Raw genomic sequence first — 13837 nt, forward strand, 5'->3', positions numbered from 1 at the left:
TTGCGCATCCGCGGTGCGGAGGCGTCGCTCGAATCGAAGCGACCGTCGCACGAGGCCAGCGGCCGGCTGGCGCGCCGCGCCCCGCGTCAGTCCCGGGACGCAGTGTCCGGCGCAGCCGCAATGCCGTCCACGCGCAGTTGGAGCCGCCCGTCGACGAGGCGCGCGGAGAGCGGTTCTCCGACGGCCACGTCGCCGACGCGACGCACGATGCCGCCGTTCTCGCGCTGCAGGATGCTGTAGCCGCGAGCGATGGTCGCCAGCGGGCTCACCACCTCGAGCGAGCGCGCCAGACCGCGCAGGTGCAGGGCATCGCGCTGCAGCCGGCGCACGATCGCCGCCTGCGGGCGCGGCGCGAACCCGGCGAGCCGGTCGCGCAGGGCCTGCAGACGGCGCTGCGGGCGGGTGGCCTGGAGCACGGCGCGGGCGTGCCGCAGGGTGGCCACGTGGCCGAGCAGGCGCTGGGTCCAGGCCGATCGCAGCCGGCGCAGCGCTTCGTCCCGCCGCTGCACGCAGGCCTGCAGCCGGGCCTGCGGACGGAGCGCGTTCAGGCGCAGCGCGGCGCGATCGGCGCGCTGCGCCCATTGCCGCAACCGGTGGTCCTGCAGCCCGGACAAACGCCGCTGCAGGCCGATCAGGCGCTGACCGAGGTCGACCCGGTCGGGTACCAGCAGCTCGGCCGCGGCCGAGGGCGTGGGCGCGCGCAGGTCGGCGGCGAAATCGGACAGGCTGAAATCGGTCTCGTGTCCGATCGCGGACACCACCGGTACCGGCGCGTCGGCGATCGCGCGCGCCAGGCCTTCGTCGTTGAACGCCCACAGGTCCTCGAGCGAGCCGCCGCCGCGGGCGAGCAGGATCACGTCGTGGCGCCCGGCCGCCGCGACGCGGCGCAGGGTCGCCGTGATCTGCGCGGCGGCGGCCGCACCCTGGACCGGCACCGGCAGGATGTCCACCTGCAGCAGCGGGAAACGCCGCGCAAGGACGCTGAGCACGTCCCGCACCGCCGCGCCCGAAGGCGAGGTGATCACCGCCAGCCGGCGCACGAACGCGGGCAGCGGGCGCTTGCGTGCGGCATCGAACAGGCCCTCGGCCTGCAGCCGCGCCTTGAGCTGGTCGAACGCGCGCCGCAGCGCCCCTTCGCCCGACTCCTCCAGCGAATCGAGGATCAGCTGGTAGTCGCCGCGCGCCTCGTACAGGGTCAGCCGGCCGCGCGCCAGCACCTGCAGGCCTTCGCGCGGCTGGAAGCCGAGCCACTGGCTCTTGGGCTTGAACATCGCGCAGCGCACCTGGGCGCGCGCGTCCTTGAGGGTGAAATACAGGTGGCCCGAGGCGGGGCGCGAGACGTTGCCCAGTTCACCCTCGACGAACACCAGCGGGAAGGCGTCTTCCAGCAGGCCGCGCGCCAGCGTGTTGAGCTGGCTGGGGCTGAGGATCTCGCCGGTGATCGCGTCGGTCATGCGGTGCAGGATAGCCTGCGGCGCGGACATGCCCGGCGCGCGCGGCGCCGCCCCGTCCACCGGTGCGCCGGTGTGGGCCGGGCGGCTGGCGCGCAGCCCGAACCCGCAGCCGAAACCCATGGAACGCCGCATGGCATTCCGGGGCCGCGGACAGGCCGGCCTCACGCCCGCGCGGGTAAACTGCGCGCATGTCCGCACAGCCCCAGCCGTTGCCCCCCTGCCAGGCCGACCCCGCGCTGCCCGCGTACGGCCAGCAGCCGCGCCGCAGCACGCGCCAGGTGCGGATCGGCGGCGTCGCGGTAGGTGGCGACGCACCCGTGGTGGTGCAGTCGATGACCAATACCGACACCACCGATGTCGCCGGCACCGCGAAGCAGATCGCGGACCTGTGGCGCGCCGGTTCGGAGATGGTGCGCATCACGGTCAACACCCACGAAGCGGCGGCCGCGGTGCCACACATCGTCGAACGCCTGGCGATGCAGGGCATCGAAGTCCCGATCATCGGCGACTTCCACTACAACGGCCACCAGCTGCTGGAACGCGAACCGGCGTGCGCGCAGGCGCTGGCCAAGTACCGGATCAATCCCGGCAACGTCGGCTTCGGCAAGAAGCGCGACACCCAGTTCGCGCAGCTGATCGAGTTCGCCATCCGCCACGACAAGCCGGTGCGAATCGGCGCCAACTGGGGTTCGCTCGACCAGGCGCTCGCCGCGCAGCTGATGGACGAGAACGCCCGGCGCGCCGAATCCTGGGACGCCGGCCGGGTGCTGCGCGAGGCGCTGATCCGCTCGGCGCTCGATTCGGCCGAACGTGCGGTCGAGCTCGGCCTGGCGCGCGAGCGCATCGTGCTCAGCGCCAAGGTCAGTGGCGTGCAGGAACTGGTCGCGGTCTACCGCGACCTGGCGCGCCGCAGCGACTTCGCCCTGCACCTGGGGCTGACCGAGGCCGGCATCGGCTCCAAGGGCATCGTCGCCTCGAGCGCGGCGCTCGGCGTGCTGCTGCAGGAAGGCATCGGCGACACCATCCGCATCTCGCTCACGCCCGAGCCCGGCGCGTCGCGCACGCAGGAAGTGGTGGTGGCGCAGGAACTGCTGCAGACCATGGGCCTGCGCGCGTTCACGCCGATGGTCACGGCCTGCCCGGGCTGCGGCCGCACCACCTCGGAGTTCTTCCAGGAACTGGCCCAGGTGGTGCAGGAACACGTGCGCGCGAAGATGCCGGAGTGGAAGGTGACCCGCCCCGGTGCGGAGAACATGACCCTGGCAGTGATGGGTTGCGTGGTGAACGGCCCCGGCGAATCGCGCCACGCCAACATCGGCATCTCGCTGCCGGGAACGGGCGAGGCGCCCTCCGCTCCGGTGTTCATCGACGGCCAGAAGGCGGTGACCCTGCGCGGCGACCGCATCGCGCACGAATTCGTCGCGCTGGTGGACGACTATGTCGACCGCACCTGGGGCCCGCGCGCGGATGCGTGAATGGAGCTGGCGGCACGAGGCCGCCAACGCCTGCGGCGCCATCGCGCGCCGCCACGGCTGGAAGCTGGTGCTGCTGTTCGCCGGCGTGCTGCTGCCCATGTGGGCGTTCATGGAACTCGCCGACGAGGTCCACGAGGCCGAGGCGATCGAGTTCGACGAACCGCTGCTGCGACTGGCGCAGGCGATGGCCAGCGACGGCTTCGACCGCGTGTTCCTGTTCTTCTCGCGGATCGGCTATGCCTGGGGCGTGGTGCCGGTCGACATCGCCCTGGTGGTGGTGCTGGCGGTGCTGCGGCGCTGGCGCGATGCCGCGTTCGCGGCGGTCGCCACGGCCGGGTCCGGGCTGCTCAACGTGGCCGCCAAGCTGTTCTTCGCGCGCGACCGGCCGACGCTGTGGGAATCCATCGCGCCCGAAACCACCTACAGCTTTCCCAGCGGCCACGCGATGGGGTCGATGACGCTGGCGCTGGTGCTGGTGCTGCTGGCCTGGCCGACGCGCGCGCGCTGGTGGGTGGCGGCGGCGATGGCCGTGTTCGTGGGGATGGTCGGGCTGTCACGGGTGTACCTGGGCGTCCACTATCCCTCCGACATCCTCGCCGGCTGGGCCGCGGCCGCGATCTGGACGGTCGGCGCGCACCTGCTGGTGCACCGCGGCGCCGCGCCTGGCGCCCGCCGCTGAGGCTGGCCGACCCCGTCCGCAGGAACGGTCTGCACCCTCCGGCGGCGGATGGTTGCACGCGCCACCAACAGGCGTAGAGTCCGGGGGGCAGGGCACAGGGATTGCGCAATCGGACAGGGGCGGTTGTGCAGGGGACTCCGGACACGCCGGGGCCTCCTGCCGCACGCCTCTGATGCTCCGCGACAGCTTCGGCGATGGCCCGGGCGGTTGCGCGGGGACCATCGTCGATTTCCGAGGGGTATCGACGTTTTCCGGAGGCGGCATGGACGGCAGGGTGCGTTGGGGAATCGTGGTCGGACTGTGCGTGACCGGCGCTGCGGCGCTGGCGGCGGTCGCGACCGTGGACACGGGCGGCGTCGGCCGCGCATGGCAACAGGCGGTCTCGCCGCAGACGGTGGCCACGGTATCGGCGACAGGCGGTTCGAAGATCGCCCCCGGGGCCGCGAACGCCGCGGTGGCCGCCACCACGGCCGCCGGGCGCGACGATGCCTCCGCACGCGGCACCTACATCGTGCTGTTCCGCGAGCCGGCGGTCGCCGGCTATCAGGGCGGCGTCCCCGGCCTGGCCGCACCGGCGAAGCGCACCGGCGCCACCGGCGTGGCGCGCGCCGACATGCGCAGCCCGCAGGCGCGCGCCTACGCGCGTTACCTGCTCGACCGCCAGCACCGGATCGAAGGCGACATGGCGCGCGTGATCGGGCGCCAGCCGCAGGTCTCGCAGCGCTTCCAGCACGCGGTCAACGGCGTGGTCGCCGAACTCGGCCCGGCCGAGGTCGAGCGCGTGCGCGCACTGGGTGAGGTGCTGCTGGTGGACGAGTATCGCGAGTATCCGCTCGACACCGATACCGGGCCCGCGCTGATCGGCGCGCCGGCGGTGTGGTCGGGCGAGGCCGACGGGGGCAACGAGCACCAGGGCGAAGGTGTCGTCTTCGGCATCCTGGATTCGGGCATCAACTTCGGCAGCCCCTCGTTCGCGGCGGTGGATCCGATCGACGGCCATGCGCATGCCAATCCGCTCGGCGCCGGCAATTTCCTCGGCACCTGCGCGGCGGGCGGGATCGACGAGGGCCGCTGCAACGACAAGCTGATCGGCGGCTACGACTTCGTCTGCAACGCGCCGGGCAACACCTGCGGCGCGGCCAACATCCGCGAGGAGCCCGGTTTCGGCGACAGCAACGGCCACGGCAGCCACGTCGCCTCGACCGCCGCGGGCAACCGCCGCGACGTCGAGCTGCTGGGCAACGTGCGCCGCATCTCCGGCGTGGCGCCGCGCGCGAACATCGTCGCCTTCGACATCTGCTACACCAACACCGCGACCGGCCAGGGCCTGTGTCCGAACGTGTCGGCGGTGGCGGCGGTGAACCAGGCGATCGCCGACGGCGTGGTCGACGTCATCAACTACTCGATCGGCGGCGGCGCCTCGCCCTGGAGCGAGGCGGTGTCGCAGGCGTTCCTGGGCGCGGTCGATGCGGGCATCTACATCGCCGCCTCCGCCGGCAACAGTGGGCCGGCGCCGAACACGCTGGGCCATGTCGAGCCCTGGGTGTCGTCCACCGCATCGGCCCAGCACGGGCGCGGCGATTTCGTGGTGGTGCTGCAGGTCACCGGCCCGCAGCCGGTGCCGGAGGCGCTGACCGCGATCGAAATGGCGCCCGGCAGCAACGGCGTGAGCCAGCAGGCCGCGATTCCCGGCGACACCCCGCTGGTGGTGAGCCCGGCGATCGATGCGGTCGACGACGGCTGCGCGGCGTACCCGGCCGACACCTTCGCCGCTGCGATCGCGGTCGTGCGCCGAGGCACCTGTGCGTTCTCGATCAAGGTCGACAACGCGGCCGCCGCGGGCGCGGTGGCGGTGGTGGTCGCCAACAACGCCGCCGGCGGGATCATTCCGTCGGTGCCCGGCACCAGGGTGCCGGCGTTCGGCATCCTGCAGGCCGACGGCAATGCGCTGCGCGATTTCACGGCCGCCAACCCGGGGGCGACCGCGGGCGTGCCGTATCCGGCGATCGTGCTCGAGAACCAGCCCGACGTGCTGGCCGCCTCCAGCTCGCGCGGCCCGGCGGGCACGTTCGACCTGCTCAAGCCCGACGTCACCGCGCCCGGAGTGCGGATCCTGGCGGCGGTCGCCGGCACCACCATCACCGGCTTCGAGAACGACGTGGCGCTGTACAACGGCACGTCGATGGCCTCGCCGCACCAGGCCGGTTCGGCCGGCCTGATCCGCCAGGCCCGGCCGGGATGGACCCCGCCGGAAATCAAGTCGGCGCTGGCGATGACCGCCGAGCGCACGGTGCTGCTGGAGGACGGCGTGACGCCGGCCGATCCGCATGCCGGCGGCTCCGGTCGCATCCGCGTCGATCTCGCGATGGCCGCCGGCCTGGTGCTGCACGAGACCGCAGCCGGCTACGCGGCGGCCAACCCCGCTACCGGCGGCGATCCGGCCGCGCTCAACCAGCCGAACATGATCCGCCGCAACTGCGCGCCGCAGTGCACCTTCGTGCGCACGTTCCGCAACACGCGCGCCACCGCGCAGGGCTATCGCGCCCGGGTGGACGGGCTGCCGGCGCGGGTGACGCCTGCCAACGTGAAGGTGCCGGCGGGCGGCACGGTGTCGCTGCGGGTAGTGGTCGACGGCAGCGCGCTGCCGGCCGACGGCAGCTGGAACTTCGGCGAGCTGGTGCTGACGCCGGTCTCCTCCGGCGCCGCGGCACCGCCGGTCCTGCAACTGCCGATCGCGGTGGTGGTGCCGCCGCCGGTGATCCAGCTGCCCGACCTGGTTTCGCTCACGCTCAAGGCCGGACGCAGCGGAGCGGCGACGACCACGGTGGCGAACGCCGGCGGTTCGCCGCTGAGCTACAGCTTCGACAACACCGGCTCCGGGCTGGCGGGCCTGGTCGACGCACTCGGCCAGAATGCCACCAGCGGGTTCCGCGCCACGCGTTACGCGGATCCGGCGGTGGCCGGATTCGCGGCCCAGTTCTCCGCCGACGACTTCAGCCTGGCCGCACCGACGCGGCTGTTGTCGTTGCGCGCGGAAGGGTTCGTGGTGAGCGGCTCGGCGCTGGCGACCGTGTCGCCGACGCTGACCTGGGCGATCTATCCCGATGCCGGCGGCGTGCCGGCCGGCGATCCGGTGCGCTCGCCGGGCACCGCCGCGTGGACCTACACCGCGCCGGCGACCTCGGCGGGCGTGGACACCGCCGGGGCGGCGATCACGCTGGACCTGACGGCCGCAGGCCAGTCGGTGGACCTCGCACCCGGCCGCTACTGGTTGCTGGTGCAGACCAACTCGACGTTCGCCAACCGCTGGGCCTGGTACGCCTCCACCACGCTGGGCGACGGCGGTTTCGCCGGGCTCAACCTGAGCACCGCAGGTGCAGGCGCGTGGACCACGAATGCCAGCTTCCCGGGCCTGGCGATGCGGGTGGTCGGTGAAGTGGCCTGCGGTGCTCCGTGGATGGGAGCGGTCACGCCGCCGATGGGCACGCTGGCCGCGGGCGCCTCGCGCGCCTCGCGGATCCAGCTCAGCGCCGCCGGATTGACGGCCGGGGTGCGCGACGCGTTCTACTGCGTCGGCAGCAACGATCCGGCCGCGCCCAAGCGCGCCGCCGCGATCCGCCTGACGGTGACGCCGTGACGCCAGCGGCATGTCGCCGCCGTTGAACCACGCGAAGGGCCGGGCAACCGGCCCTTCGTCCGTCTGCGGGTTCCGGTCCGTGGCGCGCGGGGCGCGTCAGCTGCCGATGCAGACCTGGTTGCGGCCGCCGTGCTTGGCCCGGTACAGCGCCGCGTCCGCGGCCGCCAGCAACTGGGAGCGGGTGCCTCCGGTGACCTGCAATGCAGCCACGCCCACGCTCACGGTGATCCTGCGGGGAATGCCGCCGGGCGCGAACGCCGCCTCGGCGACCGACCCGCGCAGCCGTTCGGCCAGCACCCGGGCCGCGGCGAGACCGCCTTCGGGAAGCAGCACCGCGAACTCCTCGCCGCCGATGCGCGCCGCGATGTCCTCGCCGCGCACGTGTTCGCGGATGATCGCGGCGATGTGCCGCAGCACCTCGTCGCCGGCGATGTGGCCATAGGTGTCGTTGACCGGCTTGAACAGGTCGACGTCGACGATGCACAGCGCCAGTTCGCGCTGGTGGCGCTGCGCACGCGCGATCTCCCTGTCCAGGATCTCCATGAAGTGGCGCCGGTTGCAGAGCTCGGACAGCGCGTCGTGGGTGGCGAGCTGGTAGATCTCCTCGTGGTAGCTCGCCTCCACGCTGGTCTGGCCGATGAACTTGAGCAGGCTCTCGCCGACCACGATGTGGTCGCCGTCCACCAGCACGGCCTCGTCGACGGGCAGGTCGTTGACCTTCGTGCGGTTGGTCGCGCCGAGGTCGCGGATGCGGAAGCCGGTGCCGTCGAACCAGATGCGGCAGTGCTCGCGCGACACGCTCTTGTGGCTGATGACCAGGTCGGCTTCCTGCGAGCGGCCCACCAGCATCGGCGAGTCGGCGATGTCGACGCGGCGGCCGAGGCCCTCACCGAGGATCACCACCAGGCAGGCGGCACGCGGCCCCGGCCGGTGCGGACCGCCGCTGAGCATCGTGCGCTGGGTGGTGTTGGCCGGATCGTCGGAGGCGGACATGTCGGCGACAGCAGGTGTGGCCCAAGTGTACCCGGTCGTCGCAGCGGTCGACCCTCCGTTACCATGCATGCGGGGACGTGGTCGTCGGGGGGACGCCATCACGATGTCGATCGACGAGCGGGATCCGGACCGCACCGAACTGCTGGAGACGCGCGCGCCCGGCGCCGCCGACGGCGGCGAGGGACTGGCGCGCGGCACGCGCCTGGGGCGCTACCGCGTCGAGGCGCTGCTGGGCCGTGGCGGGATGGGCGAGGTCTACCGCGCCGAGCAGCTCGAGCCGGTGCGGCGCACGGTCGCACTCAAGCTGCTGCGCGGGCGCACGCTGGACCCGCGGCGCAAGGCGCATTTCGAGATCGAGCGCCAGGTGCTGGCGCAGATGCGGCATCCGTCGATCGCGCAGATCCACGATGCCGACACCACCGCCGACGGACATCCGTTCTTCGCGATGGAATTCATCGATGGCCAGCCCATCGTGGGCTACTGCGAGCAGCACGCGTTGCCGCTCGACCGGCGCCTGGAGCTGTTCATCCAGGTCTGCGAAGGGGTGCAGCACGCGCACCAGAAGGGCGTGATCCATCGCGACCTCAAACCGGGCAACCTGCTGGTCGACGAGGTCGACGGTCGTCCGCGCCCGAAGATCATCGACTTCGGCATCGCCACCGCCTCGAGCCTGTCCGGCGCGCACGAGATCGCCGGCACGCCGGACTACATGAGTCCCGAGCAGGCCGCGGGCGATCCGGCGCTGCTCGATACCCGCAGCGACGTGTACTCGCTGGGCGTGGTGCTGAGCGAACTGCTGACCGGCCAGCGTCCCACCGTTGCGGGCGAAACCGTCACCGACCGTGCGCGCAGCCTGCGCCTGCCCTCGGCGCAGCTCGATACCCTGGGGCCGGACGAAGCCGCGCGCGTCGCGCAGGCGCGCGGACAGCGCCTGCGCACCATGCGCCGCGTGCTGCGCGGCGAGCTGGACTGGGTGGTGGCGCGGGCGATGGCGCACGACCGCGCCGATCGCTATCCCTCCGCGGCTGCGCTGGCCGAAGACCTGCGCCGGTTCCTGGCCGGGCGCCCGGTGCAGGCGGTGCCGGCCTCGCGCCTGTATGCCTGGCGCAAGTTCGCGCTGCGCCATCGCGCCGGCATGGCGGCGGCGGCGATCGCGCTCGCTGCCCTGCTCGGTGGCCTGGCGCTGTCGCTGCACGGACTGCTGCAGGCCCGTGCGCAGCGCGCGATCGCCGAGCAGCGCAGCGCGGAACTGGAGAAGGTGGTCGCCTTCCAGCAGTCCACGCTCGAGGACATCGATCCCGAGGCGATGGGCCGGGGCCTGGACGAGGCCCTGCGTGCGCAGGCCACACACCTGGAGGGCGCGGAGGCGGACGCCTTCTCGCGCGAGATCGACCGCACCAGCACCACCGACATCGCCCGCCAGCTGCTCGACGCGAACGTACTGGCCAGCGCCGAACACGCGCTGGAGCGCGACTTCGCCGGCGAACCGGGACTGGCGGCCGATCTGCGCGCATCGGTGGCGCGCGTGCGCCTCGCGCTCGGGTTGTACCCGGGCGCGGCGGAGGGCTTCGCGCAGGTGGCCGGGTATCGCGCCGCGGTGCTGGGGCCGGGGCACCGGCGCACGCTGGAGGCGGTCGAGGGCCAGGCGCTGTCGCTGCTGCGCGCAGGCCGGGCGGAGCAGGTGCGCGCACTGCTGCCGCCGCTGCTGCCGCTCGTCGCCGACTGGCCCGCGACCGATCCGCTGCGGGTGCGCCTGGAACTGGCCGACAGCGAGGCCCATGCCGCGCTGGGCGAACGCGAGCGCGCGCTGGAGTTGCAGCGGCCGCTGCTGCAGCGGGTCGAGGCGGCGCTGGGTCCGCGCGACCCGCTGACGCTGCGCGTGCGCACCAACCTCGCGATCAACGAAGGTGCGACCGGGCATCCGGAGCGCGCGGTCGCGCAGTTCCGGCAGGTGCTGGCGCTGCAGCGCGAACTGCATGGCGAGGATCACGACGAGACCCGTCGGGCGATGGGCAACCTGGCCGCGTTCCACGCCGATGCCGGCGACTTCGAAGCCGCCAGCGCACTCAACCGGCGCCTGGTCGCGCTCAACACCCGGCTGCTCGGCGCCAGCCATCCGGTCACGCTGAGCAACCGATCGAACCTGGCCACCGACCTGTCCGACCTCGGTCGCCTCGACGAGGCCTGGCCCGAGATGACGGCGGTGGTCGAGGCGCGTACCCGCGTCCTCGGACCCGATCATCCGCAGACGCTGCGCTCGCGCATCGCGCAGGCCTCGCTGCTGGCGAAGATGGGCCGGCACGCCGAAGCGGAGGCCGCCTTCCGCGCAGTGCTGGCCGACCGCACGCGCGTACTCGGCGCCGACCATCCCGACACCCTGACGGCCGTGCTGCGCCTGGCGGAACTGGTCGCGGCCCGCGGCCGCACGGACCAGGCGCTGGCGATGCTGGATGCGCTGCGCGTGCGCGCGCAGGGCGCCGGGCCCGCGGGCGAGCGGTTCGTCGAGCAGGCCGCGGGCATGGCCGCATCGCTGCGCGCGCCGCCGGGCGCGGACGCGGCCCGCTGACGGCGCGCGCTACTCGGCCGGCTTGGCCGCTTCCAGCGGCGCGCGGGTGGCCGCGCGACGCAGCAGCAGCGCCTCGCGATGGGCGATGTAGCCGTTGGCGCCGAGCACGATCGCCGCGCCGAGCATGGTCCAGCCGTCGATCGTCTCGCCGAACAGCCACCAGCCCAGCGCCACCAGCACCGGCAGCTGCACGAAGCTGATCGGCTGCAGCGCCGACACCTCGCCCAGCGCGATCGCGCGCGTCCACAGCAGCTGGCCGAAGGTGCCCAGCACGCCGGTGGCGACCAGCCAGGCCCAGGCCGCGGGCGACGGCCACATCCACTGGAACAGGGCCGGCACCAGCGACATCGGCACCCAGAACACGTAGGTGTAGAACACCACCGTGTCCGGCGCGTCGAAGCGCGAGAGCTGCTTGATCTGGATCGCGACGATGCCGGAAAACAGCGCGCCCAGCAGGGCGACGATCATCCCGGGCGTGAAGTCAGCGCCCGGGCGCAGGATCACCAGCACGCCCGCGAACCCGGCCGCCACCGCCAGCCAGCGGCGGATGCGCACCGCCTCGCCCAGCCACAGTACCGCGCCGATGGTCACGAACAGCGGCGTGGCGTAGGACAGCGAGATCGCCTGCGCCAGCGGCAGGTGCCCCACCGCCCAGAAGCCGCACAGCATCGCCACCAGGCCGACGCTGGTGCGCACCAGGTAGCGTCCCAGGTGGCGGGTCCGCGGCAGCGCCACGCCGCGGCGCAGGATCAGCGGCAGCAGCGCGAGCAGCCCGAACAGGTTGCGGAAAAAGGCGATCTCGGTGGTCGGCACGGTCGCGGTGGCGAAGCGGATCGCCAGCGCCATCATCGCGAACGACAGCGTGCTGCCGAGCATCAGCAGCGCGGCGCGGCCGTAGACCGAGCGCGGCCACAGGCGTGCGGGCAGGCCCTTCACCACGATGCGCCGACGATCCGCGGTTCCGGCTCCAGTGCCACGCCGAAGCGGTGGAGCACCGAATCCGCGACCGACCGCGCCAGCGCCAGCAGTTGCGCGCCGCTGGCGGAGCCGTGGTTGACCAGCACCAGCGCGTGGCGCGCCGAGACGCCGGCATCGCCGTCGCGATGTCCCTTCCAGCCGCAGGCATCGATCAGCCAGGCCGCCGAGAGCTTGCGGCTGTCCGCATCCGCGCCCGGGAACACGGGCAGCCCCGGATGCGCCGCGGCGAGCGCGCGCGCGTGGTCCGTCGGCACCACCGGGTTCTTGAAGAAGCTGCCGGCGTTGCCGATGACCGCCGGGTCGGGCAGCTTGCGTCGCCGCAGTCCGCACACCGTGTCGAACACCTGCAGCGGCGTCGGCGCCGTGATTCCGGCTGCCGCCAGCGCCTCGCGCACGCCGGCGTAGTCGATCCTTGGCGGCGCCGAGCGCGGCAGCCGGAACTCGACCGCGGTGACGATGAAGCGGCCCGGTTCGCGCTTGAACAGGCTGTCGCGGTAGGCGAATCCGCACTGCGCGCTCGACAGCCGGTGCGATCGGCCCGTGGCGGGCTCGAAGGCCTCGACCACGTCCACGAATTCGCCGACCTCCACCCCGTAGGCGCCGATGTTCTGGATCGGCGCGGCACCGACGGTGCCGGGGATCAGGGCCAGGTTCTCCAGCCCGCACAGGCCCAGTTCCAGCGTCCTGCGCACGAAGGCGTGCCAGTCCGCGCCGGCCTCGGCGCGCACGCGCGCATGCGCGCCGTCGTCTGCCGACAGTGCGATGCCGGCGGCACGGATCGACAGCACCGCGCCCTCGGGATCGCCCGCGAACAGCAGGTTGCTGCCGCCGCCGAGCAGCAGGGGCGATGCGTCCGCAGGCAGCTGGGCCAACGCTTCGTCGAGCGCCGGCAACGCATCGACCTCGACCAGCAGCGGCGCGCGCGCGGCCACGCCGAAGGTGTTGCGCGCGCGCAGGTCGGCGCCACGGATCACGCGGAAGGCGACGCTCATCGGCCGCTCACAGGTTCGGCAGGTTGCCCCGGCTGGGGGCTTCCTTGCGCCGGCGGATGGCTTCCACGCACTCGCCGATCAGCTCCGGACCGCGGTAGATCAGGCCGGTGTAGATCTGCACCAGCGACGCGCCGGCGGCCATCTTCTTCACCGCGTCGGCCCCGGACAGGATGCCGCCCACGCCCACCAGCGGCACCGCCTCGGGCATCCGCGTGCGCAGCATGCGCAGCACCGCGGTGGACTTGTTCATCAGCGGCTCGCCGGACAGGCCGCCGGTCTCGCGCGAACGCGGATCGTCCTGCACCGCGATCCGCGAGACCGTGGTGTTGGTGGCGATCACGCCATCCACGTGCAGGTCGGTGAGCACGCGCGCCGCGGCGTGAACGTCGTCGTCGGACAGGTCGGGGGCCATCTTCACCAGCATCGGCACCCGCTTGCCGTGCTGCGCGGCCAGGCGCTCCTGGGCTTCGCGCAGGATCGCCACGAGCCTGCGCAGCGACTGCTCTTCCTGCAGTTCGCGCAGGCCGGCCGTGTTGGGCGAGGAGATGTTGACGGTGATGTAGTCCGCCAGCGGGTACACCCGCTCCAGGCAGTGCAGGTAGTCGCGGTCGGCCGACTCGTTGGGCGTGTCCCTGTTCTTGCCGATGTTGATCCCGAGCGGGCCGGTGCGTCCGCGGGCGCGCTCCACGTTGCGCACCAGCGCGTCGACGCCGTCGTTGTTGAAGCCCAGCCGGTTGATCAGCGCGCGATGGCGCGGCAGCCGGAACATCCGCGGCGTCGGGTTGCCTGGCTGGGGACGCGGCGTGACCGTGCCGATCTCTACGAAGCCGAAGCCCAGGCCGAACAGCGCATCGATGTGGGCGCCGTTCTTGTCCAGGCCCGCCGCCAGCCCGACCGGGTTGGGGAAGGTGAGCCCGAGGATCGGAGTGGGGAACGGCCGCGCTCGCGCGCCCAGCAGCCGCGTCAGGCCCAGGGCGTGCGCGCTGTCGAGCGCACGCAGGCCAACGGCATGGGCGCGCTCGGCGTCCAGACCGAACAGCAGCGGGCGCGCGAGACCGTACAT

Annotated in this window: 9 protein-coding genes; 4 read left to right on the top strand and 5 right to left on the bottom strand. The window is 73.0% G+C overall.

Annotated features, from left to right (window positions below):
- Positions 1-86: 86 nt before the first annotated feature.
- Positions 87-1454: an exodeoxyribonuclease VII large subunit gene (gene xseA, locus QFW81_RS09265; protein WP_280578607.1), complete on the bottom strand. Its 1368-nt coding sequence runs from the start codon at positions 1452-1454 to the stop codon at positions 87-89.
- A 188-nt stretch (positions 1455-1642) separates the two neighbouring features.
- Here xseA and ispG point away from each other — a divergent pair, with 188 nt between their 5' ends.
- The 3 genes from ispG to QFW81_RS09280 all read left to right on the top strand — a co-directional run bounded on the left by ispG (position 1643) and on the right by QFW81_RS09280 (position 7245).
- Positions 1643-2929, top strand: a complete 1287-nt coding sequence (gene ispG / locus QFW81_RS09270) for a flavodoxin-dependent (E)-4-hydroxy-3-methylbut-2-enyl-diphosphate synthase (protein WP_280578458.1) — start codon at positions 1643-1645, stop codon at positions 2927-2929.
- Positions 2922-3608, top strand: a complete 687-nt coding sequence (locus tag QFW81_RS09275) for a phosphatase PAP2 family protein (RefSeq protein ID WP_280578459.1) — start codon at positions 2922-2924, stop codon at positions 3606-3608. The genes ispG and QFW81_RS09275 overlap by 8 nt, the downstream gene beginning before the upstream one ends.
- Positions 3609-3870: 262 nt before the next feature.
- Complete coding sequence (locus QFW81_RS09280; protein WP_280578460.1) at positions 3871-7245, top strand: S8 family serine peptidase; 3375 nt, start codon at positions 3871-3873, stop codon at positions 7243-7245.
- A 96-nt stretch (positions 7246-7341) separates the two neighbouring features.
- Here QFW81_RS09280 and QFW81_RS09285 read toward each other — a convergent pair whose 3' ends face one another.
- Positions 7342-8238 (bottom strand): diguanylate cyclase, encoded by an 897-nt coding sequence (locus tag QFW81_RS09285; RefSeq protein ID WP_280578461.1) that lies wholly within the window; start codon positions 8236-8238, stop codon positions 7342-7344.
- A 103-nt stretch (positions 8239-8341) separates the two neighbouring features.
- Here QFW81_RS09285 and QFW81_RS09290 point away from each other — a divergent pair, with 103 nt between their 5' ends.
- Entirely contained in the window at positions 8342-10804 is a 2463-nt protein-coding gene (locus QFW81_RS09290; protein ID WP_280578463.1) for a serine/threonine-protein kinase, read from the top strand.
- Between the two features lie 9 nt (positions 10805-10813).
- On the opposite strand, the gene QFW81_RS09295 is transcribed toward QFW81_RS09290, so the two are convergent.
- Genes QFW81_RS09295 through QFW81_RS09305 form a run of 3 tightly spaced genes read right to left on the bottom strand, consistent with a single transcriptional unit; the run spans position 10814 to position 13837 of the window.
- Positions 10814-11680: a DMT family transporter gene (locus QFW81_RS09295; protein ID WP_280578608.1), complete on the bottom strand. Its 867-nt coding sequence runs from the start codon at positions 11678-11680 to the stop codon at positions 10814-10816.
- 56 nt (positions 11681-11736) lie between these two features.
- Positions 11737-12774 carry a UDP-N-acetylmuramate dehydrogenase gene (murB, locus tag QFW81_RS09300; protein WP_280578465.1) on the bottom strand — a complete coding sequence of 346 codons (1038 nt, stop codon included), beginning with the start codon at positions 12772-12774 and terminating at the stop codon, positions 11737-11739.
- 7 nt (positions 12775-12781) lie between these two features.
- Positions 12782-13837 (bottom strand): quinone-dependent dihydroorotate dehydrogenase, encoded by a 1056-nt coding sequence (locus QFW81_RS09305; protein WP_280578466.1) that lies wholly within the window; start codon positions 13835-13837, stop codon positions 12782-12784.

Origin of the sequence: Luteimonas kalidii (assembly GCF_029887935.1) — a bacterium.
GTDB lineage: Bacteria > Pseudomonadota > Gammaproteobacteria > Xanthomonadales > Xanthomonadaceae > Luteimonas > Luteimonas kalidii.